Source organism: Bacillus sp. JJ1122 (genome assembly GCF_036964885.1).
Taxonomy (GTDB): Bacteria; Bacillota; Bacilli; order Bacillales; family Cytobacillaceae; genus Mesobacillus.
On record NZ_JBALQL010000006.1, the window covers coordinates 189,583 to 215,299 of the forward strand.

Sequence of the window (25,717 nt, forward strand, 5' to 3'; positions counted from 1 at the left end):
CCAATGCTTAAACAATAGCCATATTAAAGTGTACTATAGAAGAACAGGAGTGACAAGGCGCTATCCTTCTTGCTTGATTGGCTGAGGTGCTAAATCAAACTTTAATTTCTTTTCCTGCTCGTCCCAATATAGCATGGCGGCAAACTGTTTATCTTTTCCCTGGAAACCTTCAATGACTTCCGTTTTACCTTCTGCTAACAGTTTTTTGATATTTTTTTGTGTAACCGTTTTACCAAGGATCTGTTTCGACAGCGTGAAATCACATTTTGTTTTCTGATAGTTAGAACAGCCATAGAAAGCCCCTTTATCGACTACCATCCCATCACACTTCTTGCATTTGCCGAGGCTCGTGCTTCTGCGAGCGCCACCGCTTTTCTTCCCAGGTACGAAGGCACTGGTCAATTCCTCAGAGAATGTCCAGCCCGATGACCCTTCAGATGTTTCAGTTACAAGGTGCTTTATCATTTTAGAGGTTTGGTCAATAAATTGTTTAGGTGACGCTTCTCCCTCGCCGATTTGGTGCAGCCGCTGTTCCCATTTGGCAGTCATTTCAGGTGAGGCAAGGACTTGTCCGCCAATAGCAGCAACGAGGATTTTCGCTTTGGCAGTTGCATAGACGAGATTCTTTTTAACATCAATATAAGCGCGGTCCTTAAGCATTGTAATTATGCCTGCCCTGGTTGCTTCAGTTCCAAGACCTTCCGCCTTCATCAAAACCTTTTCGAGTTCTTTATCTTCTATATGCTTTCCAGCTGTTTTCATAAGTGTAATCAGCTGGCCTTCTGTCAGTCTTTTGGGCGGTTGTGTTTTACTTTCCTTTACCTCAGCTTTCACTACATTGCCGGTTTCTCCTTGTTGAACTGCCGGAAGCACAGGCTCTTTATCTGCTTCTTTTTGCGGAAGCACTTTCTTCCAACCCTCTTCCAGCTGAACCTTCCCTTTTGAAATAAATTCAGCCCTGCCATCGACAACGGTTTTGATCGTTGTATACTCCGCGGCATAAGGTCCATAATGAGCCGCTATTAAAGTTCTCGCAAGTAAGTCATAAAGCTTCTGCTCATCTCCTGACAACCTGTTCAGATTAGGCACCTGTTCAGTCGGGATAATGGCGTAGTGGTCGGTTACCTTCTTTTCGTTCACATACCGCTTATTATTTTTAATTGACGATATCGGCAGAGGGAAAAAAGCTTCGTAATCAGATATTGTCTGCAATTTGTTTAAAATTGCAGGAAAGCCTTCAGCTTCTCCTGGTGTAACATACCTGGAATCGGAACGAGGATAGGAAACGATACCTCTTTGATAGAGTCCCTGCAAGATATCCAGTGTTTTTTTCGGTGACATTTTAAAACGGCGGTTCGCCTCAGCCTGTATCGCTGAAAGGTTGTACAATAACGGAGGCAGAAATTCCTTTTTCTCGGAATTCACTTCAGCAGCAATTGCCTCTTTCCCATTACAAAAAGCGGCAATCTTCTCAGCCATTTCCTTAGAGGAAATTCTTGAATCTCCATCTTTCTCCCATTTTCCGCTGTATTTTTTGCTATTGATATTAAACTTCCCAAACACTTCCCAAAACGGCTCAGAGACAAAATTTTCGATCTCCAGCTCTTTCTTGACAATCAAGGCAAGAGTTGGCGTTTGTACCCTTCCTACCGAAAACACGTCCGAATATCCCTTCTTCTGAAGGAGAATGGTGTATAGCCTTGAAGCATTCATTCCTACAACCCAATCAGCACATGCCCTTGTATAGGCTTCAAAATATAAGTTTTTAGTATCTGACTCGTTTAGTAATTTCTGAAACCCCTCTTTTATTGCTTTTGGAGTAAGCGAAGAGATCCAAAGTCTTTTCATCGGTTTCGTGCATCCTGCAAGGCGGAGAACGTTCCGGATGATCAGCTCACCTTCTCGCCCAGCATCTCCTGCATGAATAATCTCCGAAACCTGGGGATCTAAGGCCAGCTTTTTTATAATAGTGAATTGTTTTGCTTTCGATTTAACAACTTCATATTTAAATTGCTCTGGAATGATCGGCAAAGTTTCGAGTGACCACTTTTTCCACGAAGGGTTGTATTTTTCCGGGGAAGACAGCTCAGTTAGATGTCCAATCGCCCAAGAAACATATGCCCCTTTTGGAAATATGTCGTTAGGCAGGATTTCTATGAATCCTTCCCTTTTTTTCGTTTTAAATACGGAGGCCAGCGTCCTGCCCTGGTCAGGCTTTTCCGCAACAATCAGTTTCATATTCTCCTCCTGTGTTACATTAATAAGCTCTTAGAATTTCAGTCTAGAATTCTATTTTATATGTTCGTCGACAATAGCGTAAAGGACTTTTATCTCAGGATGAACCAGACTGTAAAGAATTTCTCGGAAAATTAAACAGGCAGCTGATTCCTCAGCTGCCCTCTAAAAATTATTTCTCAAAAGGTTCAATTGTGTTTTGGTCATTGATGTACCACCGATCCCTGGAAACAACAGCGGAGACTGTCAAGATTAAAGAAGGGACTTTTTCTATCCTGATCACTATAGCCCCAATCAGCTGATGGAAAATGACAAAGGACTCACCATGTGAAAAACCTGCCCACTGCTGCCCCATAAGGGCAATCGATCGGATGATGTCCTCTTTTTCTTTTGCTTCAAGGGAAAGATGCGGAGAAAAAATTATGATCCAATTCTCATCGCCAATTGAAAAACGGTACATGCCCTCACCCTTTTAAAGATCTTAATAGACTATTAAAAGATATGAATGGCAGCCGGGAATTATACCCCTACGATGGAATCATTTAAAACCCTGGAAATCCTCAACCCTCGGTTCAGCCTTAAATCGATTAGCGTATCTTCAGACTTGATCAGGGCCCTTAAAGGCTCATATGGATCTACCATAATAATCGTACCTTCTTCACCGCTGCTTAAAAGCACCCGGCGGCCAACAAGGCTGTCCATTATCTTAAACAGGAAAACCATCATTATTTTTGGGTCAAACTTACCAAAGACATCATTTTGCATTTGCGAAATGACGATGTGGAATGGTTCAGCCTGATGATAAACCCTGGATGATGACATCGCATGGTAAACATCAGCTATTGCGACGACTTTAGCTAGCTTGTCTATTTTTTCGCTCTGCAAATGGAAGGGATATCCTCCGCCGTCCTCCCGTTCATGATGCTGGAGGGCAATTAATGCCACCCGCTCGTTTATTTCTGGAATATCCTGCAGCAATTTATAACCATACACTGTATGGCGTTTCATTTCTCTGTATTCTTCCTGAGTCAGCCTGCCAGGCTTATTAAGGATAACTGAAGGCACTCTTGCTTTCCCTATATCATGAAGGGTAGCTCCAAGTGAAAGGTCAAACAATTCTGTTTGGCTCAAATTCAGCCACTTTCCAATTAATGTTGCAATGATTCCGACACAAACAGTATGTCTGTAAGTATATTCGTCTTTACTCTTTAATTCATAGAATAAATGATAAATATGTGGAATCTCAGCAGCTTGTCTTATTGCCGGCATAATATCATTCTTGATTTCATTAATCGGCACCACACCAGTTTTGGCAACGATATCAAATATTTCTTCCATTTGTCTTGAAGCAGCATTAATTTTTTTGGCAACTTCATCTAGATTGCTATTTACCTGACGTAGTACTGGCTGGCTCTTATTGACATCACTATTTCTTATAGAATCTAATAACCTGTCTATCTCCTGATCTGATAAAGAAGTTAAAGCTGAGGGAGCGGCTTTTTTCATTAGTACCCTCCTATAATCGCTATAATTTCGGCTCCAGATTATACTCTTTCAAATGGAACATAAAAAAGAAATCTAGCCTTAATAAGAAAATAATAACAAATTTTTCAGTGTATAGGAACGGGAATGAGATAAAAATCAATTTATTTATAATTTATTAAATTTTTAGATTATTATAACTAAATGCGCTTTCATTTCTTGACTGTTTAGTTCCCATTATTGTATATTTAATACATCATTTAACGTATATATTTGCCTAATGGATAAAAAGCAAGTGTATCCTTTAGATGGTAATATACAACTTTGACACAAGCTTTGTGTCTCGAAAGACATGGGAGGAAAGTTTAGCATGCAAAATGGTAAAGTAAAATGGTTCAACAATGAAAAAGGTTTTGGCTTCATCGAAGTAGAAGGCGGAGACGATGTGTTCGTTCACTTCTCAGCAATCCAGGGAGATGGCTATAAGTCATTAGAAGAAGGCCAGGAAGTTTCTTTCGAAATCGTTGAAGGAAACCGTGGACCACAAGCTGCAAACGTAGTGAAACTTTAATTAAAAATTTTGAAGGCTGGCGCTCGACGCCAGCCTTTTTTGATATTTTTATAATCCGAAAATTTTATTTAAGTCTATTCCCGCAGGATTTGATTTGGTTCCCGACTGTACATTCAGTAATACAGAACCTATGCGCAAACCTTTTCCCCTTTTCTACCTGGTGGTGCTTCTTCAAAAAACAGCCGTTACAATAAGTACTGAGCAATGTTTCTACCTCAGCAAGGATTTCCTTCCGCGTCAAACTCTTCCCGCCTTCCTTTCCCATTGGCTTTATAATATTTGCATTTTACTGTTGATGAACTTCCCTTGGAGTGCCTGTGTAGCTAATTTGTCCGCTTCTTTATTTTCTTTTCTGCCAACGGGATTATATTTTGGATACAGGCCGAGATTCTTTATTTTATTTTCTATTCGGTCCAGCCAGCGGTTAAGAGTTTCTTCATAGCAAGGCCATTCTCCTTCGAGCTGTTTAAGTACGACCTGAGAGTCTCCCTTAAATTCGCATGACATATTGCGAACGCCCATCTCATCCAGTATTGTAAGCGCAAAATAAAGAGCAGCATACTCAGCTTCATTGTTCGTTTCAAGGTCTTCAAATAATTCATTGGCTCGCAGCCGGTATTTTTTTTTGCCCTGCTTAAAATAAATGATTGCCCCAAGCCCTGCCTTATTTGATTCCCTGTCAAAACCGCCGTCAAAATAGACAGTTAGGTCATGAGGTTCCTCTTCTACTTCAGCAAGCAGCTTCCGCATCTCTTTCATACTCCATGAAGTGCCGATTTCATCTATAAAGTTAATCTCACCTGCCCTGCCTGATCTTTCGAGCTCTTCCCCGGCTTGCAATGCATGCTCCCCATCAAGGAAGTCAGAGCTGAACAGAATGGTTTCTATTCCTTTTGCTTTAAATTCCCACTCTAATTTATAATTCATGATTTCACCCTCACCATCTCCTTGGGTCCTGAGTCCTCCCTGGCGTTTGGATTATTTTTATTTATCTTACCCATTTTGTATGCGAGTTACAATGAAAAGGTTGCATATTACCTCGGTTGCGAAATTGCAATTTTTTATATTCAGGCAGTCCTATTATGATACACTATCTATTATCTGTATAAACAACCAGGAGGGGTCTTCTTTGATCGAAGTTTACATTGACGGTGCGAGTGCGGGCAATCCGGGTCCCAGCGGAGCAGGCATTTTCATAAAAGGAGAAGGGGAAGTATACAGGCATTCAATTCCTCTTGGCGTCATGTCTAACCACGAAGCTGAATATCATGCATTTATAAAAGCTTTGGAAATTTGTCTCGAAAAAGGTTTCAGCGTAGTTTCGTTCAGGACGGATTCACAGCTGGTTAATGCTGCCGTGGAAAAGGAATTTGTTAAGAATAAACTATATGCTCCCCTTTTGGAAAAAGCACTTCAGCTTGCTGGACAATTTGACCTTTTTTTCATGAAATGGATACCTTCAAGTGAGAATAAAACAGCAGATGAGCTTGCCAGGAAAGCCATCAGGGAAAACAACATGAAAGGAACTCAATAATAATGAAAGCATCCACGTTTGCAGATTTAAGCCTTTTATTTGTTGCGCTGATTTGGGGTGCAACATTTGTTCTTGTCCAAAATGCCATTTCATTTCTTGAACCACTTTCTTTTAACGCTGTACGCTTTACAGCAGCTGCTATTCTTTTAGGTTTCTGGCTTGTTGTTTTTGAACGTGAACAGCTAAAAAAACTTAATAAAAAATTGATGATGTCTGGCATGATGTTAGGTTTTTTCCTATTCATTGGATACGCGTTTCAAACGCTTGGACTCCTATATACCACTTCTTCAAAAGCAGGCTTCATTACTGGTCTCAGCGTTGTCCTTGTTCCCTTGCTCTTGATAGCGGTCTTGAAGCAGAGGCCTGGGATAAATTCGATTGCTGGGGTTGCTGCTGCCACTGCAGGATTGTATCTTTTGACAATGTCCGATGTAACAAGCCTTAATATCGGTGATGGTTTTGTCCTTATATGTGCAGCAGGTTTCGCTCTCCATATATTGTTCACTGGAAAATTCAGCAGCAGCTATCCTACACTGCTCCTGACAACTGTACAAATTGCGACCGTAGCCTTTTTATCTGCGATTTCTGCCGTTTTTTTCGAGGATTGGAGTAAGGCTTTCAATCCAGAAATCATTTTCACAGGAAAAGTAATTACTGCCTTATTGATTACTTCTGTTCTTGCTACGGCACTCGCATTCTTCATCCAAACCAATTTTCAAAAGCATACGACAGCGACCCGTGTAGCTCTTATTTTTGCAATGGAACCGGTCTTCGCTGCGATTACAGCATTCTTCTGGGCTGGAGAAAGACTTACATTCATCGCACTCATAGGCTGCGGCCTCATTTTTGCAGGTATGGTCTTTGCTGAATTACCTCCACAACGATTCGAAAGTCTGATAAGAAAAATTTATCCAAAAAAAGAAGCCGACTTCGAAGCATGATTGCTTCGAAGTCAGCTTTTTTTATACAGCCAATAATTCAATCTCTTTTACAAACTGCAGAGCTGCTTTGCGAGAATGTATTTTATTAGAAGCGAACGTTTCCAGCAATGAAATATAAAAGCTTCCGTCAAAATTCTTTTGAGCTTTAAGGGTGATTTCGATTGCTGCATTGGTGATCTCATCTGTAGAATCCGTATAGTGCTGGCCGAAATAAATAAATCCAACCGCATCTTCACGCAACTGAAACCCTTTGCTCTTTAAGTGAAGCAAGTAATCTTCAACTGTCCGCACTGACTTAATCAATCCTCTCTTCAAGCCATCTTCTAATAAAATCTTACCGCATAAGTCGAGGATTTTCTACCGTTTTTTTGTAAGATGGTATCCAGCAAATCCCATCAGCGCCCCAAAAAGCGCACCTCCAAGTACTTCTTTTGGCTGGTGTCCGAGCATTTCCTTCAAAGGGTCAGGAGATTTTTCTTCAAATTCGACGGGATCATCTTCGTGAATTTTATCGATCAATTCATCCAGGTCATTCACCTTAAGGGTCAGCTCGCCTGTCTGTCTTCTGATGCCCTGGGCATCGTACATGACGATCATTCCATATACCAGGGAAAGTGCGAAATCAACTGTTCGCACCCCTTTTTTGAGAGCGATATAGGTAGTCAGTGAAGAAACACCAGCCGAATGGGAACTAGGCATCCCGCCCGTAGCCAAAAACAAATCAGGCTTCCATTCTTTCGTCTTTGCATAATGAATCGGTATTTTTAAGGCCTGAGCCAGGCCAATACTTGATAAAGCAATGATTACACCTTTATTCATTAACTGTCACCTCCATGTTATTTTGAAGAAAAATGAGTGCTTTTATTCTTGGCAGTTCATAATAAGAATCAAGCAGTTAGTAGACAACCTATAAAGGTTAATTCACTTTTTCAGGCCATCTTAAACAAAAAAATTCAGGAGGGAAGAATGATGAGCAAAAAACGAAACAGAGGAACAAAGGCACCTGGTGTCAATCCGCAAGGCTTTGGACAGGATGCAGAGTTTGCTGAAGAACCAAAGTCAAAGCTTGAAAATGCCGCTAAGAAGAAAAATACTAAGTAAGATACTGAGATTTTTGCCTAGTTCAGCTAGAACAAAGCAATAAAAAAACGGCTGTTGTCAGCCGTTTTCTTTTTATGCATACATCGTGTCGTTCTCAAATAATCGGTGCAGCCCTTTTAGCTCGACTTCGCTGAACTTGGCCAGCACCTTTTCTCTGTCGATTCTGAAGACCGCCTCATCGATACAACATTCCACCGGCACATCGCATTTAATTTCTGCCAGCTGCCTGCTTAAATGCAGCATCTCCATGTCTGCCTCAATCTTTGCGCGCTGGGATTTAGTCAATTGATGCAGGTTTGCAATGACTCCATCCACATTGCCATGATCCTGAAGCAGCTTCAGCGCTGTTTTTTCACCAATCCCGCGGACTCCAGGATAATTATCACTTGGGTCCCCCATGAAAGCTTTCAAATCGATCATTTGTTCAGGCCAAATTCCTTTTTCAGCATAAAGTGTTTCACGATTGTGGACGACATAGTTTCCATAACCCTTTTGCAGTAAAACGACAGAAACACGGTCATCAATCAGCTGGAGTATATCCTTATCACCAGTCAGGATCGAAACTGAATCAACCTGGCTTGCCGTCCTTGCGATCGTACCTATGCAGTCATCCGCCTCATATCCAGGGAGTCCAATGTTAGGTACATCAAGAGCTTCAACGACTTCTTTCACAAGGTCGAATTGAGGAATAAGCTCAATTGGCGCCTCTGGTCTGTTTGCCTTATATAAATCAAACATTTCTGTGCGGAAGGTCTTGCTTCCCATATCCCAGCAAACTGCTGCGTGGGTAGGTTTAAATGTTGAAATTGCAGTAGCAAAGTGTTTAACAAAACCGTGAATTGCGTTTGTCGGCACACCCTTAGAATTTATCATGAATTGCCCGGAAACGGCTGTGGCATAAAACGCCCTGAACAACAATGCCATCCCGTCTATAAGCATTAGTGAAGTCTTATTATTATTTTCCAAGCTGAAACCTCCATTAATCATAAATTTCAGAAGCCTCTTGCCTGTTCAGCAAGCGCAGCATGTGGTTCAACCTGTCTATTATACCATAAAACTGGAGCTGTTTTTCTCAATCTATCAGCTCCCTGCATTTTCCTTCTCCACAGGATTTTCTTCATATGATACCCAGTCGCTGTAGCTTCCTGCATATAGCCTGACATTGCTGTATCCCGCTTCCTTCAATGCAATGTAGTTTGGAGTAGCAGTTACACCAGAACCGCAATAAACAATAATCTGCTTATTTTTTGCGATATCTGCAAACCTGTTTTCCTGTTCAGTTTTTGATTTAAAAAAACCACTTTCAAGACCTTCCATCCATGCCTTGTTTATAGCCGTGGGGATGTGACCAGCAATTCGGTCGATTGGTTCTTCGATACCGAGATAGCGCTTTTGTTCCCGTGAATCAATAAGCACGGTATCCCGATCCCCATTAAGAACAATGTCCTTTACTTCTTCATAGGAAGCCAATATATCCTTGTTAACAGAAATAACAAAATCCGCTTTATCATATTTGGGAATTTCATGATCAACTGGATATCCCGCATTCTTCCATGCTTGAAATCCTCCGTTAAGTATATAAACCTTCTCATGCCCTAGATACTTTAGCAGCCACCAGAACCTGGAAGCGTATGCTCCTTCTTTCGAGTCGTAGGCAATTAATATCGTATCATTACAGATTCCCGAATCTTCAAGCTTTTTTTTCAATTGATCCTGCTTAGGGAGAGGGTGCCTTCCGCCATGTGTTTCCACTGCACCCGAAAGATCTTTTTCCAAATCGAAATATACCGCTCCTGGGATGTGCCACTGTTCATATTGCGCTCGCCCTGCCTCCGGTTCGCCAAGCTTGTAGGTGCAATCAATGATCCTGACATTCCTGTCAACTAGATGGTCCTTTAACCATTTGGAGTCGACTTGATATTGCATGAAAATCACTCCCTGTTTACCTGGCTTTCTCTGGCCATTAATTTTTTAATATTTTCTTTTGGATTCCAGCAGTCAAACTGATAATGTGTCTTCGTTTCAAAGCCCAGTCTTGCACAATAATACTTCAGACTGTCGCCGGATTTTTCCGGCCTGAAATGAATGCAGGTAGCACATGCATGAAATCGGCTATTCTTCATACTTTATACACCTTTATTGATAGTTTTTAATCTTTTCCAATGAAGTTTTAACTATAGCAATTGAAAAATTGTCCTCAAGGGCTGAACTTATTCCCTCAAAATAGTCATTGATTTGCTCTGCAATATCATTCCGGATGCTTTCAAAAGCCAAATTCATTTCATGGATATAATGTGTTTTAAGCCTAGTATTTTCTGTTTCAAGATACTCTCCAGCAGGAGACTGAAGCTGTCTTTCTACTTCATCGCTCATTAGTTTCTTTTCGTTTTTCTCAAAGAAGGCTTTAGGATTTTTAAACATACTCAATGCCTTTTTGAACTGGCTGCGTTCAAGGTTCAGGAATGCTGTTTCAAAATCAAGACCAGTAAATGTGGCATTTTCAGACAAAGACAAGGACAAAGCATGATTGATTTTATTTAATTCAGCAAATATGGATTGCTGGAATTCTTTTAAAAGCCGATCAATAAATGCCTCAATTCTTAACGAAGTTGCCCTCATCTCCTGAGCAAAGTCATACCCGATGCTTTCAATCAATTCTTCCAGCGCCGTTTCCAATGCTTTTCTTAGATTTCTGCCATCATCCTTCAGCAGCGCCGGATTAAAGGATTCCTTGAAGAACTCTCCGAAACGTATAAATACTCTTCGGCGGATATAATAAGTTAATTCTTCGGCTTCCTGTGTCAGACGGCTTCCAAGGAGTTCTGTTGTTTTATTTGCTAAAACGGACAGCATTTTTTCCTGTTCCGCCAGAAGTTTTTCACGTTTTTCAGCTTTGCCCGCTTTGTCTTCTTCCGCTGAAACAATCATTTCTTCAATTAGCATGACAGCCTGCTGCCATTTTGCCTCTGCAGCATCTGAAGCCATATTCATAAGATCATTTGTGATAAATGAATAAAAGGCCTGCTCAAATCTATTGAAAAGCGGATTCTCCCTAATCTGGGGATCCAGTTTGGCTTTTAAGCCCATCAGGCTTGAAACTGGGAAAAGATGCGGTTTCCTGATTCCGTATTGGACAAGTTGTCCCTCGACATATTCCAGTACAGCCTTCTGTTCTTCATCAGAGCTTGCTAAATCGACCGCGTTGACAATAAAGAACATTTTATCAAGCTCAAAAGTATCTTTCACCCTTCCAAGCTGGATTAGGAACTCCCTATCCGCTTTCGAGAAAGCATGGTTATAATAAGTTACAAATAAAATAGCATCTGAGTTCTTAATATAATCAAAGGCCACGCCTGTATGGCGTGCGTTGATAGAGTCTGCACCAGGTGTATCTACTAAAGTAATTCCTTTCCTGGTCAGCTCACAGTCATAATAAACTTCTATCCATTCAACAAAGCAAGACTTTTCTTCTTCTGCCACATACCCGCTGAAGGAATCAAGATCCACAAACAGCAATTTACCAAATTGATGATTAAAATGAGCGAATCCTTTTGCAAATGCCTGCAGGAAGGAGAAGTGAGTTTTTTCAACGGCGCTAAATCCGTTATTCTCCCACTTAAGGTTGTTGATTTGTTGGATTGCATTTTCTAAATCTGTTGATTGCTGCCCAAACAATCCGAGCGAACGCTCAACCTCTTTGAGCAATGCGGCCGCTTCCTTTATTTTCACGACCACACTTCCATGTGGATGCTCTGCTGTGACTGGCTTTATTTTATTGATAGCGGCCGTTGTAGGGTTTGGCGAAACAGGGAGAAGCCTTTCTCCGACCAGAGCGTTTGCAAATGATGATTTACCAGCGCTGAATGCTCCGAATAACGCGACTGTGAATTCTCTTCCCTTAAGCCTTGCCGCTTTCTCTTTTAACTCTCTGGCAATTTTTTTCAGGCCTGGAATTCTTTCAATTTCAGAAGATGTAAAAGCCAATTTATCCACTAAAGACTGCTGTTTATCATGATATTCAGCAATAGGACTTACTTGTTTTTCACTCTGTGAATTTATTGCAGAGATCGTTTCGATCTGCTCAAATACCGTCTCGGGAACAGCTGGATCAGTTTTTTCGATCACCTCTGAATCATCATCACAAGGTTTGAAAATGCTGAATTCTTCCTGAACGTACTCATGGACAGCATCTCCATACAGGATCTCAGACACCATCCGCCTTTGCCCATTTAGCTCCTCTTGTATTGCCAGCATTCCATTCCATGCGGCAAGCTGAGCTTCAAGTTCCACTTCCTCATCGGAAAGTGCATGCATTTCTTCATCGTCATTAACTTTTACATTGTCGATAAAAAGTTCTTTAATAGGCTCAAGTTTCTTTCTTACGAGATTTTTTAGATTTTCCGTGACATCATTTGTATAGTTCAGTACATACTCTCCTGACAATCTCGCACCTGGTTTAATAGCGTCTTTTAATAATTCAATATCAAAATCTACCTTAAATCCCTGTGCTGATTTCAAAAGATCCTGCTTGATAATTTCATGCTTTTTGAACAGTTTTGTTAAAAAGTCTTTTATATGCCAATCAAGCTGAGACTGGACTTTTTCATTGAGATCGTTGTAGAAGTTTTCCAGCCTCGATAATCTTTCCTGTTCTGTTTTTTGTTTAGAGAAAAACACCCCTACCTTAAAATCAGGCTGATTTGCCTGAAGAAAAGCCTCAGCAAGTGTTCTCGTTTCGAATGGCATCAAATAAGCATTTTTCAAGATATCATTGATTCCTGAAATAAACTCTTTTTCAACATTCCGTTCATTGATCAGCTGATCCTTTTTAACCCTTAAATTCTCAAGCTTTACTGGCAGCTGCTTCCTTTCGTTTTCAGAGATTTCTTCGAGAATCACTTCAAACTCCCTCAGCTTTTCTTCGAATGTTTGAAGCAAATGTGTCAAATGGTCTTCCGATAACTTTTCCAATGACTTGAAAATCGAGATTGGGAGGATTTCTTTTCTTTTGTCCTTGCGTTCTTTGATGAAATCGCGAAGCTCGCTAAATTGATTATTAGGTCCCTCTTTATCCTTCAAGCTTGTATAGAAAATGCCAGAGTGCTTCACACCCCATCCTGCAAAGGACATTTCAACACTTTCCTTAAATTGATCAAACGAAAGCTCAGCATCCTGATGTTTATCAATTTGGTTAATGATCAGATACAATTCTTTTCCTGCGTCCGTCAATTCCTTAGTGAACATGAAGTTCAGTTCCGACTGTACATGATTGTAATCCATCACATAAAAAACGATATCTGACAGATGCAATGCTGATTCAGTTGCTATTCGGTGGGCATCATCAGTTGAGTCAATGCCTGGCGTATCCATGATCACGGCATCTTTGAGGAATTCAGCTCCGTTATGGCTTATTTCAATCGCCTCTATTTGATCACCGTCTTTGCAATATGATTTAACGGTTTCATAATCATATGGCGCAGGGTATAGCCGTGAACCTCCTTGTCTAAAGAAAACCTTAGCATATTCGCTTCCTGATTTTATCCGCACTAAATTTGCGCTTGTTGGAATGGGACTGGACGGCAAAATATTCTCGCCGATAAGCCTGTTGATCATGCTCGATTTCCCTGCGGAAAAGTGGCCGCAAAATGCAATCGAGAATTCTTCTTCAAGTGATTTCCTGCCCAACTCCCTAACCTTTTCAGCAGTATCCTTATCCTTGTTGGATTGTATTAGTTTATAAAGTGATAGTATCTTTTCAAGAAGTTTTCGATCTTGCTGTGCTATTGTCTGAACCATTCTATTTACCCCTTGTGACAAATTTGTGAATGACTTTATTTTATATGATTTTTCGCGCTTTTCCTATAATTACATTTTCGAATTAGATTCTTTTCGTAAACAATACTTCTATTGAACTGTTAATTCAGATTCTTTTTGGTATTTGAGTGTTAATTTTGAAAAATCCCTACAAGAAAGAATGTCATCCTAAATTGTTTTACTGTGAGGATTCCTATTAAATTATGCATAAAAATAAAAGCCCGGACCAGGGCCCGGGCTTGTTCTAATTGAGAATCTATTTTTTATTGTGGTTTAAGAACGTTGCTTAATACATACTTCATTATGAAAGAATAAGCTGCTATAGTGGACACGACTAACATAGAAACCATTAATAACACCATCCTTAGAGTTCAAATTAACTGAGAACTATTTTCATCTTAAGAAAAGTGTATCATCAATGATTATCATTTTCAATGGAAACTAGCTAATTGTCACACTTATTTAACAAATTTGGAACGAAGCGTCCGTGCTTTCCGAATTCACTTTCATATTTTGTTAATTCACTCAATGCTCTTTCTTCTGCGGGAATGCGAATTGAAAGAATCACGATGTTCAAGAAGGTAAACAAAGCTAAAGTGAAAAAGGCATTGAATATAAGCGGGATAATGATCAATTCCAAAGTGACGATTAAATAGTTCGGATGCTTGATGATTTTATATGGCCCTTTTTTAACTATCTCCGCTCCTGGCAGAATAATGATTTTTGTATTCCAGAACTTCCCCAGTGAAGTAAGTGCCCACATTCTCATTACCTGTGTAAATAAAAAAAGCGGAAGCAATATTGGCCAATATAGTGATAAATTTTTGTGAAAATATATTACTTCAAAAATAAAGAAGATAAAAAAGGATGTGTGGATCAAGATCATTGCAGGATAGTGGCCCCTACCAAATTCAATCGCTCCTTTTACCTTCATCCACTTTTCATTCCTTTTGGCAATAACCAGCTCTGTCAATCTCTGGAGAATGATAAAACCTATAAATACGAAAAATGCCATTCTATTCCCACCTCAAAAGCAGTAATTCCGAGCTAAAGCCAGGCCCCAATGCAGCTGCCAGACCAAGGTCACCAACGCTTGCAGTTTTCATGAACCTCCTTAACACATAAAGGATTGTTGCTGAAGACATGTTCCCGAATTCTTTCAGGACATTCAACGAGATTTCTGTCATCGGTTCTGGCAACTTCAATGCGGAAACATACGCTTCAAGGACCTTTTTGCCTCCCGGATGGGCGATGAAGTGATCTAGGTCGGCCACACCATATCCATTTGCATCTAGAAAGCGAAGGACATTTGGCTGGAGCCAATTCTCGATAATCGATGGTATGTCTTTTGAAAAAACAACGTATAGTCCTTCATTCCTTATATCCCAGCCCATCACATCGAGCGAATCTGGCATCGTTGTTGATTGCGTTCCGATGATCCTTGGTGCTGATTGTGTTTTTGTCAACTGCTCATACCCGGAATCCTCACCACAAACAAGAGCACAGGCTACACCGTCTGCAAACAACGATGTTCCAATCAAATTACTTTTAGATCTGTCGTTTCGCTGGAAGGTTAAACTGCAAAGTTCAATCGAGAGAACAAGCACTTTTGCTTTCGGATACGCAAGACAGTATTCATATGCCCGCGAAAGTCCTGAGGCTCCACCGGCACATCCAAGCCCCCAAATTGGAATCCTTTTAGTATATTGTGAAGATGGCAGGATATTCATAATTCTAGCTTCAATGCTCGGGGTTGCTATTCCTGAGCTGCTAATTGTAAAGATTGCATCTATATCCTCCAAAAACACTTCTTTTTGCAGGAATTCATCATTTGCCAGGCAGTTTGTGATTGCTTCTGCCCCTAGCTTTACAGCATTTTCAATATAAGCATTATTCTTTTCTTCGAATGAATGGTCGTGCTCGAACCATTCCAGGTCTTTGGCAAAATGCCTCTTCTCGATCTGTCCATTCTGGAACACCGTTAGCAGTCTTTTTATATCATAAAACGATTCTTTAAATAATTTTTCTGCAAACTCCATTACCTCTTCTTGTTCAATTGTATATGGCGGCAATGCTTCTGCTGCGGAAATGATTCTTGGCATATCGCTACTCTCCTCATCTATATGTACGGTTACTTTTTCCATTTACCCGAAGAGTATGCAGTCAAACTAATGATTGGTCTTTATCATTTTTAAACCAAAAAAAAGACTTTCCCCTGTAAAGGAGAAAGCCTAATGTTTTGAAGGAGTTGCTGTGCAAATTCATTATACAATGCCCTTATCGCAGGAACATTATAAAATCATTACCAGTTGACATTCAAATCAAAAACCATGGATGGTCATGCCGCCATCCACAAATAAAGTTTGTCCGGTCACGTAATTTCCTGCATCAGAGCTTAAGAATACAGCAGGCCCAACGAGCTCCGGCAATTCACCAATTCTTTTAAGTGGTGTGACTGCCAGGATATCATTCACATATTCTTCGTCAGATAGAAGCTTTTCAGTCAGAGGTGTTTTAAAATACCATGGACCAATGGCATTCACATTTATACCGTATTGCCCCCATTCCATCGCAAGCACTTTTGTCATCTGAATGAGAGCAGCCTTCGTTGCAGCATAGACAACTCCCGTTCTTAAAGCAACATGACCCCCAACAGAAGTAATATTGATGATCTTGCCGCCTTCTTTCTGGTCTTTCATGACCTTGCCGGCTTCCTGGGACATCATGAACGCAGATTTCAGATTCGTATTCATAATTGTCTGCCATTCCTCATCACTCACATCCAATGCCTTGGAGCGAATATTCATTCCTGCGTTATTCACGAGGATATCGATTTGGTCCCATTCTGATTTTACTTCGGCAATTGCCCTATGTACTTGTTCCCTATTTGTAACATCCGTCGGCAGGATCAAAGCCCTTCTGCCAAGGTCATCAATTGCTACAGCCGTATCCTTGAGGTCTTCCTCAGTCCTCGCAAGCAAGGCAACATCTGCTCCTGCTTCAGCAAGTCCTATGGCAAGCGCACGTCCTATTCCCCGCCCCGCACCTGTAACTACTGCGATTTTTCCATTAAGTTGAAATGAAGGCAAAAACATGTACATCACCTTTCCAAATTTTAAATTATCTTTATTTTACCACAATATATTTTCCGGTGAGTAAACAATGCCTCAACATAGCAAAAGCACCAGATTTCTGGTGCTTTGTAGTAAATGATGCTGATTATTTTTCGTTGGATTGCTTTTGAACCTCAATCCAGATCTTCTTTTCTGCTGCACTTCCGCACTTTTTACAAATTTTGATTTCATCATACAAAAGACGGCAATGGTCACAATAGAATTTCTCCACTACAATCACTTCCTGAAAAAAACATTTTCTACTAGTTTATTAACGATCTTAAAATTTGGTGAGCAATTATTTATAATTTCCGCTTTTATAAGTTGTCAATCAGTTTTGTCACACCAGAGTGTTAAGTCAGGCTCACTTGCTCATATATTCACATTTTCATTTTCACAGATTATTCACATTTACCTAGCTTGTGATGTGACTTAAATCACTGTGTTTATAGGTTTTCACCATTAACATAGTAAATATGACAGGTATGAACAATTTGTGAACTGAATGAAACCATATTTACGTTTCCTGATTGTTTTGTATTATGAAAGTGTACTTATTAAATTTAATTACTTACTTATTTATTCGAAGGGAGTGACCGGGATGGCACAGCCTGGGATCGGGAAGAAGACGAACACAAAAGTGGAAGAACAATCTTCTTTGAAAGGAACACTTGCATCTGTTTTCTTGTTGGGTTTCTTTTTAATCATTACTTGGGTAGGCGTATATTTTTTATTTTTAGATCGTTTCTAACAGAGACCAAAAGGAGAGAAAGAGCTATGCACATTCATAAGTTTGAGAAAATTTGGCTAATATTCGGGATCACGACACTTCTCGTTTTCCTTTCAGTCATCGGGGTCAGCGCCTTCTATCTTGGCAATCAGCCGCCAAGCTGCCTAGCGACGATCAATCCTGAAAAAGTTGATACAACCGCACCATTCGACAAGCCTGGCCTGAAAAAGGTTGAAGGCAAAGAATGGGATTATGAACTGGTTTATGTTGCTTCTGCTTTTTCTTTTAATCCGGCAAAGGTTGAAGTTCCTAAAGGTGCAAAAGTTAAAGTAATTGCAACAACAAAAGATGTCATCCACGGATTTGAGGTGGCGGGAACAAACATCAACATGATGCTTGAGCCTGGATTCATCAGTGAATACGTGACTACTTTTGACAAGGCTGGCGATTACCTGATCGTTTGTAACGAGTATTGTGGTGTCGGCCACCATATGATGTCTTCTAAAATTGAGGTGGTAGAATAATGAGTACGAATACAGTAAATACAAGAGTTGACCGTCGTGATGGCAAATTGGCAATGGCTCACTTTTATGTAGCGTTCATAGCCTTGGCAGTTGGCGGACTTGCAGGATTGCTGCAGACGCTTGTCCGTTCAGGAAAATTCGAATTACCTTGGGGAATCGGATATTATCAGGTTCTTACAGTGCATGGGGTCGTTTTGGGCCTTGTATTAACTACATTTTTCATAATGGGCTTCCAGCTTGCTGCAGTGAGCAAGACTTCAGGAGCTTTGACTGATAAACAGCGTTTGATCGGCTGGATTGGCTTCTGGCTCATGACAATCGGTACTGTTATGGCCGCTGTTATGATTCTTTTGAATAAAGCATCTGTTCTTTATACTTTTTATGCCCCTTTACAGGCGCACGCACTTTATTATGTAGGTCTTACACTTGTTATTGTCGGCAGCTGGATTGACGGTGCCGCATTGATTATGGCTTATGCTTCCTGGAGAAAAGCTAACCCTGGTAAGCCTAGCCCGCTTTTGACATTTATGGCAATTGTTAATACTCTTTTGTGGATTGTTGCTACTATCGGAGTAGCTGCAACCGTATTGTTCCAACTGCTCCCTTGGTCTTTAGGACTGGTAGATCGTGTTGACGTTTTAGTGAGCCGTACACTCTTTTGGTACTTTGGCCACCCGCTAGTTTACTTCTGGCTATTGCCTGCCTATATGGCATGGTACGCGATCGTACCAAAAATCATTGGCGGAAAGATTTTCTCAGATTCATTGGCAAGGATGTCTTTCATCCTGTTCCTGCTGTTCTCAATCCCGGTTGGTTTCCACCATCAGTTAATGGAGCCTGGGATTGACCCTGCATGGAAATTCCTTCAGGTTATCCTTACATTCCTTGTCATCATTCCATCATTGATGACAGCTTTCTCTCTTTTCGCAACTTTTGAGATGTTTGGCCGATCAAAGGGTTCTACAGGTCTATTTGGATGGGTGAAAAAACTTCCTTGGGGCGATGCACGATTCGCGGTTCCATTCATCGGAATGCTTGCCTTTATACCAGCAGGTGCAGGCGGCGTTATCAACGCTTCCCATCAACTGAATCAGGTCGTCCATAATACAATTTGGGTAACAGGACACTTCCATTTAACACTTGCAACATCTGTAGTCTTGACGTTCTTTGGGATTTCCTATTGGCTGATTCCGCACTTAACAGGAAGAGTCCTGACTAAGGCAATGAACAAGTTAGCCATTATCCAAGCTATTGTCTGGGCGATCGGTATGACCTTCATGTCAGGGGCAATGCACGCAGCTGGCTTAATTGGAGCCCCTCGCCGTTCATCCTTCTCAACATATGGCGGAGCTGAAAAGGCTGCTGAATGGATCCCCTACCAGGTTGCACAGGCAGTCGGCGGTTCTATCCTGTTCCTTGGCATTATCTTGATGCTTTATATCTTCATCAATCTTGCATTCTTTGCACCTAAAGGTGAACAGGAATTCCCAGTTGGAGAAGTTGCTGACGCAGCGGAAAAAACTCCGATGGTATTTGAAAACTGGAAACTGTGGATTGGTATTACAGTCTTATTGATTCTTTTCGCTTATACGATTCCGTTCATTGACATGATTCAGAATGCACCAATTGGATCAAAGGGATATAAGTTCTTCTAGGAAAATAATGCCCTAGTATCTTGGTCAACTCCAGCTGGCTGGGATTATATAAAAAGCACTTCACTAATCAGATAGTGAAGTGCTTTTTTGTATCCTGGCTGGCAGTGATATATTTACAGCAACTACGGATATGACAATCAGCAGTGAGCCAATCAGCTGCAGGATTCCCGGTCGGTCACCGTAAACTATTACGCCAAGCAAAGTGGCAATAACAGGCTCAAGTGTAGCAACAACTGCTGCAGTACTGCTTTCTGTTCTTTCCAGTCCCCATGAGTAAGCAAAATATGCGAGAACTGTAGGGAATATTCCAAGTCCAACGACAAATAGCCACGTACTGCCGTTGAACAAAATGCTCGCCTTGCCAGCAATACCGGTAGTAGGAATCAGAGCTGCTGCAGCTACAAGGAAGGTATACAGTGTGACAGTAAAAGGATGATATTTCCTAAGGGCCACCTTTCCAAAAATACTGTAAAGTGCATAACCAAATCCTGCCCCAAGACCAATCAGAACGGCCGCAGCAGAAAAGGATGCTCCTTCCTGGCCAGTGATACCAGCAGCGAGTGTACAACCTATTATCGTCAGTACTATCGCGATCAGTTTCTTTCGATCAATTGTTTCCTTCAGGAAGATAAAAGACAGCACTGCCACAAATGCAGGCGAAGTATAAAGCAACGCAACGGCAATCGGAATATTCATTAGCTCAATTGCCGTAAAATAACACCAGTTAAAAAAGACGATGCTCAATATCCCAGTCCCGATAAAAAGAGGTAAATCTTTTATATTAATCTTAAGATGTTCGCGGTAAGCTGCCAAACCGACAAGAACGAGAATGCCAGCGGCAGTCACCACCCTAACTGTGACGATTTCCATGGCACTGAAACCTGCATCTGATAAACCTTTAACAAAGAAGCCAATCAAGCCCCACATTGCAGCAGCGAAAGCAATCATTAAATAAGGCAATTTCTTATACATACGTACACCACACAGAAAAGATGGCAGGTACACTGCCATCATTGTTTATTATACTAAATGATAAACTTTATTATATTTTTCATACAAGTAATCTACTAAATATTTAGCATTAAGTCCTTCACCCGTAACATCTGTAAGGATTTCGAGCGGCTTTTTCATTTTTCCGTGCTGGTGAACTTTCTCAGTCATCCATTCCTTCACTGGCAAAAGATTACCCTCTTCAAGCAATTCTTCAAAGTTCGGCAAATCTTTAAGCATCGAATTTTTAAACTGGGCAGCATACATATAACCTAATGCATACGATGGGAAATACCCAAAGCTTCCGCCTGCCCAATGTACGTCCTGAAGTACACCCTGTGCATCGTTATCCGGCCTGATGCCAAGGTACTGCTCATATTTATCATTCCATATTTGCGGCAGGTCCTTTACCTCGATCTCATCATTAAATAACCCTTTTTCTATTTCATATCTGACCATTACATGAAGAGGATACGTCAGCTCGTCTGCCTCGATCCTGATTAAACTTGGTTTCGATTCGTTGACCGCACGATAAAAATCTTCTATTTCCACATCGGAAAATTGTCCGTTTGAATATTGCTGGAGCAAGCTGTAATTATGTTTCCAAAATGATTTATTACGGCCGACAAAGTTTTCATAGAAAAGCGATTGAGATTCATGTATGCCCATTGATGTTCCTGAGCTCAACGGTGTACCGATCAAATCCTTCGAAATGTTCTGTTCGTAAAGGGCATGACCACCTTCGTGGATCGTTCCGAATACCGCTGTCCTGAAGTCGGACTCATCATATTTTGTCGTTACTCTTACATCACCAGGATTTAGACCCATCGCAAATGGATGCACCGTTTCATCCAATCTTCCCGCATCGAAGTCATAGCCCATTTGCTTTAAGATATCCAGGCTAAAAGCTTTCTGTTTTTCTTTCGGAAAGTGTTGGAATAAAAATTCGGTCTCTGGTTTCTCTGTTGAATGTGAAATTTGCTGGACAAGCGGTACGATTTTTTCACGTAAATCGCCAAATACTTTGTCAAGCACTTCAACTGTTACGCCTGGCTCATACATATCAAGCAGCGTATTATATTTATTTCCTTCTGAACCCCAATATTGAATGAACTTCTTGGTCGTATCTACTAATTTTTCGAGGTAAGGCCTGAACATTTCAAAATCAGACATTTCCTTCGCTTCTTCCCAGACTGTTTCAGCTTTGGATTGAAGAATAACATATTCCCGGTACTCTGTTGCAGGTATTTTCTTATTGCGGTCATAGTCTTTTCTGCACTCTTCCAAAGTTTTGCGGGTGATATCTGATAGACTAGTTTCATTTGATAGTTTCGCTATGTATGCAGCCATTTCTTCTGAAGTCGACATATTAAATAATTCCGATGACAGGACACCAATTACTTCTGAACGCTGTTCTGCACCCTTCTTCGGAGCTCCAGTCCTTAAATCCCAATAAATTAAAGAAAGCGCCTCTCCATAGGCAGACATTTTCTTCACATAATCCAAAAATTGCTTTTCTGTTTGATTCGCTTCATTCATCCATTTCACCCCATTTTTCTCTTTCTCACTCATCTTATCATACTTTTCTGATATTTTGGTTTACGAAAAATAAAAAAGACTAATTGGTTTATATTGCAACTTTAACAACTTTAAGTTGGATTGAATATAGGGTATTAACGAGATACCATGTTGCCTAAATTAATGACCCTGATAACCTTAACTGTTGATTTCCGTTCAAGACGCTTCCTTTCCAGGTGGCGTTCGCTGACACTCCTACGGGGTGCAAATAAACCCTCACGAGGGGCGCATTTCACCTCGGTCTTACGCGTACATATAGCACCCAGGTATCAAGCGTATTCACTCCAATTCACATGCTTTTAATAACATTGAACTTTTTCAGCGCAAAATAAAAAAACAACAGGCATGCCTGTTGTTTGGTTGATAATTAGGTATTTTCCAGATTGCTTATTTAGTTTTCCCAATAGCGACGCGCCAGGTTTCCGGTCCTTCTTCCAGATACTCCCATGAGAAAACTTCTGGACGTTCCATCATAAACTGGTATTGCAGCGGCCTTGGATCATGATCATTGACGATCTGCATGAATTCCCCAGGCTTTAACGCATCAAAGTTTTGAAATATAGTTGGGTGCTTTTCCCTTGGTGCATAGTCAGGTACGTTGATAATTACGCTAAAAGTCATTTTACTCTCTCCTTTTTGTAGCTTATAATCTTTACATTTTTATTATAGAAATTACCGATTACGTATGAAGTGAGCGTGGTCACTGATTTGCTATGATATTGTTAATCATTAAAACTATTGAATACTTAAATTAGCAGGAAATGCATTCTTGCTTCTTTGTTACCTTTTTCCTTCCCACACCTCTTATCGGGCACATAGAATCAATCTGATATAACAAGGAGATTTCTCCTTAAAAACCGAACTATATTATTAGGAGGCGATGACTATGAAGGAGCTTGTAGGCAGCTGCGAGCAATGTCGCAAGGAAATCTTTTGTCTGGACGGTTTTTTGAATGGTGTTCATACACTAGATGGCAGAGTCCTTTGTTTTGAGTGTGAAGAAAAAGAAAGATCAGAACCACAATGAAAAATCCGCAAAGCTTGTGCTTTGCGGATTTCCCTTTTAGTCCTCGTCTACGGACAGGTCTTTTACTGGCAGAGACTCTTCTTCTTTATGAGTTACCTTGCGAAGATTGAACAACGCTTTGATGCTGAACAACGCCAGGGCTGCAACTCCAATCAAGAAAATGGAGTCAGGAATCGCTCTTAGTGTCAGCAGCGTTTGCACTGTATCCTGCTGCAGGAATTGTGCTGAACGGGATGCTGCATAACCGTTGAAGAACGCTTCTTTAATCTGCAAATATCCAACTGGCAGCAGCGATAGGAATACCATGCCAGCGAGCCCGACATTCAGCATGATGACAATGAATTTTATCCACTTGTCGCTCCATTTCTCCGGCTTTACAATATTCCGCAATGAGTAGACTAACACTGCTCCTGCGAACATTCCGTATACACCCATCATTGAGGCGTGACCATGGGTAGGAGTCAGAAATTGACCATGTTCGAAGTAGCTGACAGCAGGCAGATTGATCAGGAAGCCAAGTACCCCTGCCCCTACAAGATTCCAGATTGCTACAGATATTAAAAACCAGAATGTTCCTTTATAAGGAAAGTCAACTCCGCCATCACGCATCATTTTATATTGTTCATATGCTTCTAAAATCAGCAGTGTTAATGGAATGACTTCTAAAGCTGAGAACACTGCGCCGAGGGCGATCCAGACTTCTGCTGAACCGTTGTAATAATAGTGATGTCCGATACCGATCACTCCTGCTCCCATTAGCAGGATCAGCTGGAAATACAATGCTTTGACAGTTGATTTCTTTGTAACAAGCTTCATCTGGACCATTAAGAAACCGATGACAACAACTGCGAACACCTCAAATATTCCTTCTACCCATAGATGGATGATCCACCAGCGCCAGTAATCAGCGAATGTATAATGCGTTCCTGGATTGATCATGAAGGCAAAGAAGTAAAACGCTGGAACTGCTATGGCCGAGTAGAACAATAGATGGATCAAGCCGCCCTTATCAGACTCCCGCTTCAAGCCGCTCTTAATTCCTCGATAAACTATATACAGCCAAATCAGCATACCGATTGCAAGAATGAACTGCCAGATGCGTCCCAGTTCGAGATACTCCCAGCCTTGGTGACCTAAGAGGAACCAGTTGTTTCCAAGATAGCCATTAGCGCCAAGCCATTGCCCAATCATGCTGCCAGCCACAAGGACTACCAAAGCCCAAAACAGAATGTCGACCAATAAGCCCTGGCGTTTTGGTTCATGCCCCCCTACAAGCGGTGCGACAAAAATACCCATTCCAAGCCACGCTGTTGCAATCCAGAAAATCGCCAGCTGCAGATGGAAACCTTTCGTAATGTTGAATGGAAGGATATCATGGATCCACTTCATTCCGAAGAAACTGTCCGGTTCGATATAGTAGTGTGCAAGAAGAGCCCCAAACATCGCTTGGACAAAGAACAGCACCGACACTACAGCAAAATATTTACCTGTTTTTAATTGTGATGCTGTTAATGGCTGCTTCCTTAAATCTAATTTTGGAAACTTCCCTTCCTCATATGCTTCCTGCATTCCAAGATGGTAACGATAGAACACATACAAAATAATTCCGACAAATAATATCAGGATGGTTACGCTGGCACCGCTCCACCAAACGGCTGAGAATGACATTGTATTGCCTGCGTCTTCATAATATGGCCAGTTATTGGTATACGTAATTTTATCATCAGGTCTTTCAGTACTGGAAAGCCATGCAGTCCAGAAGAAGAAATCTGAAATCTGTTCAATTTGGTCCCCTTTTGAAACCCAAGCTCGATCCCCTGCCGGCATGTGCTTTTCCTGAATCAGCCCGGGTTTGAGTCCCCAGTGGTCTCCTTCTGTAAAAATACCACGATAGAATTCTCTTACCTTACTATGCCCGTAAATCTGAGCATCAGTTAGAACAAGATTGTCAGTATCTGGTTCATATCGGTTTTCACGCATTTCCTTCTTTACATTGTCACGAATGATTGTTTGTTCATCCTTGCTTAATTGTTTAAAATCCTTTTCGTATTTTTCCTGTGATCGGAAGTCCTGCATTCCTTCTGTGTATATTTTCAACGCTTCCGCTGTATAGTCAGGCCCCATGTAAGAGCCGTGGCCCAAAACGGTACCATAATCCATCAAACCATACTTTTGGAAAACAGCCTGCCCGCCCATGATGCTTTCTTTCGTTAAAATTACTTCCCCTTTCTCGCTTGTTACCTCAAGCGGCCGTGGAGCCATTTCTTTAAAAATCCAGTAGCCCCCTGTCAGGAGCACTGTAAAGCTAAGTAATAATGTAATTATGAGTACGGATTTCAACAGTGAGTTCCTATTCTTCTTGACCACTGCTTTTGTGGATGTCCCATGCTGGATTTCCATTTCCATACATCCCCTTCCTTTT

General features: G+C 41.0%; 27 protein-coding genes. 8 read left to right on the plus strand and 19 right to left on the minus strand.

Annotated elements, in window-relative coordinates; all coding sequences use genetic code 11:
- Positions 1-60: 60 nt before the first annotated feature.
- The 3 genes from V7201_RS04635 to V7201_RS04645 all read right to left on the minus strand — a co-directional run bounded on the left by V7201_RS04635 (position 61) and on the right by V7201_RS04645 (position 3,741).
- Positions 61-2,238 carry a DNA topoisomerase III gene (locus V7201_RS04635; protein WP_335375617.1) on the minus strand — a complete coding sequence of 726 codons (2,178 nt, stop codon included), beginning with the start codon at positions 2,236-2,238 and terminating at the stop codon, positions 61-63.
- A gap of 169 nt (positions 2,239-2,407) precedes the next feature.
- Positions 2,408-2,695, minus strand: a complete 288-nt coding sequence (locus V7201_RS04640; RefSeq protein ID WP_335375618.1) for a hypothetical protein — start codon at positions 2,693-2,695, stop codon at positions 2,408-2,410.
- A 59-nt stretch (positions 2,696-2,754) separates the two neighbouring features.
- Positions 2,755-3,741 (minus strand): HD-GYP domain-containing protein, encoded by a 987-nt coding sequence (locus V7201_RS04645; RefSeq protein ID WP_335375619.1) that lies wholly within the window; start codon positions 3,739-3,741, stop codon positions 2,755-2,757.
- Between the two features lie 346 nt (positions 3,742-4,087).
- On the opposite strand from V7201_RS04645, the gene cspD reads away from it, so the two are divergent.
- On the plus strand, positions 4,088-4,288 hold the full coding sequence (gene cspD, locus V7201_RS04650) for a cold-shock protein CspD (protein WP_023627628.1): 201 nt from the start codon (positions 4,088-4,090) through the stop codon (positions 4,286-4,288).
- Between the two features lie 64 nt (positions 4,289-4,352).
- On the opposite strand, the gene V7201_RS04655 is transcribed toward cspD, so the two are convergent.
- Together V7201_RS04655 and V7201_RS04660 are read right to left on the minus strand one after the other, a co-directional pair.
- Complete coding sequence (locus V7201_RS04655; protein ID WP_335375620.1) at positions 4,353-4,553, minus strand: zinc-finger domain-containing protein; 201 nt, start codon at positions 4,551-4,553, stop codon at positions 4,353-4,355.
- Between the two features lie 5 nt (positions 4,554-4,558).
- Complete coding sequence (locus V7201_RS04660) at positions 4,559-5,215, minus strand: reverse transcriptase-like protein (protein ID WP_335375621.1); 657 nt, start codon at positions 5,213-5,215, stop codon at positions 4,559-4,561.
- 202 nt (positions 5,216-5,417) lie between these two features.
- Here V7201_RS04660 and V7201_RS04665 point away from each other — a divergent pair, with 202 nt between their 5' ends.
- Both V7201_RS04665 and V7201_RS04670 read left to right on the plus strand, forming a co-directional pair.
- The gene (locus tag V7201_RS04665; RefSeq protein WP_335375622.1) at positions 5,418-5,822 is read left to right on the plus strand and encodes a reverse transcriptase-like protein; all 405 of its coding nucleotides are present in this window, start codon (positions 5,418-5,420) and stop codon (positions 5,820-5,822) included.
- Positions 5,823-5,824: 2 nt separating this feature from the next.
- Entirely contained in the window at positions 5,825-6,763 is a 939-nt protein-coding gene (locus V7201_RS04670; RefSeq protein ID WP_335375623.1) for a DMT family transporter, read from the plus strand.
- Between the two features lie 21 nt (positions 6,764-6,784).
- Here V7201_RS04670 and V7201_RS04675 read toward each other — a convergent pair whose 3' ends face one another.
- Positions 6,785-7,066 (minus strand): DUF6123 family protein, encoded by a 282-nt coding sequence (locus V7201_RS04675; protein WP_335375624.1) that lies wholly within the window; start codon positions 7,064-7,066, stop codon positions 6,785-6,787.
- A gap of 54 nt (positions 7,067-7,120) precedes the next feature.
- Positions 7,121-7,582 (minus strand): divergent PAP2 family protein, encoded by a 462-nt coding sequence (locus V7201_RS04680; RefSeq protein WP_335375625.1) that lies wholly within the window; start codon positions 7,580-7,582, stop codon positions 7,121-7,123.
- A gap of 150 nt (positions 7,583-7,732) precedes the next feature.
- Here V7201_RS04680 and sspL point away from each other — a divergent pair, with 150 nt between their 5' ends.
- Positions 7,733-7,864 carry a small, acid-soluble spore protein L gene (gene sspL, locus V7201_RS04685; RefSeq protein ID WP_335375870.1) on the plus strand — a complete coding sequence of 44 codons (132 nt, stop codon included), beginning with the start codon at positions 7,733-7,735 and terminating at the stop codon, positions 7,862-7,864.
- A 72-nt stretch (positions 7,865-7,936) separates the two neighbouring features.
- On the opposite strand, the gene V7201_RS04690 is transcribed toward sspL, so the two are convergent.
- From V7201_RS04690 to V7201_RS04725, 8 genes are all read right to left on the minus strand, one after another.
- A complete protein-coding gene (locus V7201_RS04690; protein ID WP_335375871.1) occupies positions 7,937-8,803 on the minus strand; it encodes a 5'-3' exonuclease in 867 nt (288 codons plus the stop codon).
- Positions 8,804-8,944: 141 nt separating this feature from the next.
- On the minus strand, positions 8,945-9,790 hold the full coding sequence (locus tag V7201_RS04695; RefSeq protein WP_335375626.1) for a sulfurtransferase: 846 nt from the start codon (positions 9,788-9,790) through the stop codon (positions 8,945-8,947).
- Positions 9,791-9,795: 5 nt separating this feature from the next.
- On the minus strand, positions 9,796-9,987 hold the full coding sequence (locus V7201_RS04700) for a hypothetical protein (protein WP_335375627.1): 192 nt from the start codon (positions 9,985-9,987) through the stop codon (positions 9,796-9,798).
- 13 nt (positions 9,988-10,000) lie between these two features.
- A complete protein-coding gene (locus V7201_RS04705) occupies positions 10,001-13,660 on the minus strand; it encodes a dynamin family protein (RefSeq protein WP_335375628.1) in 3,660 nt (1,219 codons plus the stop codon).
- A 463-nt stretch (positions 13,661-14,123) separates the two neighbouring features.
- On the minus strand, positions 14,124-14,693 hold the full coding sequence (locus V7201_RS04710; RefSeq protein ID WP_335375629.1) for an isoprenylcysteine carboxyl methyltransferase family protein: 570 nt from the start codon (positions 14,691-14,693) through the stop codon (positions 14,124-14,126).
- 1 nt (position 14,694) lies between these two features.
- Positions 14,695-15,780, minus strand: coding sequence for a type III polyketide synthase (locus V7201_RS04715; protein ID WP_335375630.1), 1,086 nt, complete (start codon positions 15,778-15,780; stop codon positions 14,695-14,697).
- 219 nt (positions 15,781-15,999) lie between these two features.
- Entirely contained in the window at positions 16,000-16,773 is a 774-nt protein-coding gene (locus V7201_RS04720) for an SDR family NAD(P)-dependent oxidoreductase (protein ID WP_335375631.1), read from the minus strand.
- Between the two features lie 124 nt (positions 16,774-16,897).
- Positions 16,898-17,023, minus strand: coding sequence for a hypothetical protein (locus V7201_RS04725; protein WP_335375632.1), 126 nt, complete (start codon positions 17,021-17,023; stop codon positions 16,898-16,900).
- Between the two features lie 369 nt (positions 17,024-17,392).
- Here V7201_RS04725 and V7201_RS04730 point away from each other — a divergent pair, with 369 nt between their 5' ends.
- Genes V7201_RS04730 through V7201_RS04740 form a run of 3 tightly spaced genes read left to right on the plus strand, consistent with a single transcriptional unit; the run spans position 17,393 to position 19,700 of the window.
- Positions 17,393-17,542 carry a hypothetical protein gene (locus tag V7201_RS04730; RefSeq protein WP_207499743.1) on the plus strand — a complete coding sequence of 50 codons (150 nt, stop codon included), beginning with the start codon at positions 17,393-17,395 and terminating at the stop codon, positions 17,540-17,542.
- Between the two features lie 26 nt (positions 17,543-17,568).
- A complete protein-coding gene (locus V7201_RS04735) occupies positions 17,569-18,045 on the plus strand; it encodes a cytochrome c oxidase subunit II (protein ID WP_335375633.1) in 477 nt (158 codons plus the stop codon).
- The gene (locus tag V7201_RS04740; RefSeq protein WP_335375634.1) at positions 18,045-19,700 is read left to right on the plus strand and encodes a b(o/a)3-type cytochrome-c oxidase subunit 1; all 1,656 of its coding nucleotides are present in this window, start codon (positions 18,045-18,047) and stop codon (positions 19,698-19,700) included. The genes V7201_RS04735 and V7201_RS04740 overlap by 1 nt, the downstream gene beginning before the upstream one ends.
- A 63-nt stretch (positions 19,701-19,763) precedes the next feature.
- Here V7201_RS04740 and V7201_RS04745 read toward each other — a convergent pair whose 3' ends face one another.
- The 3 genes from V7201_RS04745 to V7201_RS04755 form a co-directional block, all read right to left on the minus strand.
- Positions 19,764-20,672 carry a DMT family transporter gene (locus tag V7201_RS04745; RefSeq protein WP_335375635.1) on the minus strand — a complete coding sequence of 303 codons (909 nt, stop codon included), beginning with the start codon at positions 20,670-20,672 and terminating at the stop codon, positions 19,764-19,766.
- Between the two features lie 48 nt (positions 20,673-20,720).
- Positions 20,721-22,229 carry a carboxypeptidase M32 gene (locus V7201_RS04750; protein WP_335375636.1) on the minus strand — a complete coding sequence of 503 codons (1,509 nt, stop codon included), beginning with the start codon at positions 22,227-22,229 and terminating at the stop codon, positions 20,721-20,723.
- Between the two features lie 426 nt (positions 22,230-22,655).
- The gene (locus tag V7201_RS04755) at positions 22,656-22,889 is read right to left on the minus strand and encodes a DUF2249 domain-containing protein (RefSeq protein ID WP_335375637.1); all 234 of its coding nucleotides are present in this window, start codon (positions 22,887-22,889) and stop codon (positions 22,656-22,658) included.
- Positions 22,890-23,154: 265 nt separating this feature from the next.
- Between V7201_RS04755 and V7201_RS04760 the strand changes: the two genes are divergently transcribed.
- Positions 23,155-23,295 carry a hypothetical protein gene (locus V7201_RS04760; protein WP_335375638.1) on the plus strand — a complete coding sequence of 47 codons (141 nt, stop codon included), beginning with the start codon at positions 23,155-23,157 and terminating at the stop codon, positions 23,293-23,295.
- 36 nt (positions 23,296-23,331) lie between these two features.
- Here the strand turns inward: V7201_RS04760 and V7201_RS04765 are convergent, their stop codons facing one another.
- The gene (locus tag V7201_RS04765) at positions 23,332-25,695 is read right to left on the minus strand and encodes a nitric-oxide reductase large subunit (RefSeq protein ID WP_335375872.1); all 2,364 of its coding nucleotides are present in this window, start codon (positions 25,693-25,695) and stop codon (positions 23,332-23,334) included.
- Positions 25,696-25,717: the final 22 nt, after the last annotated feature.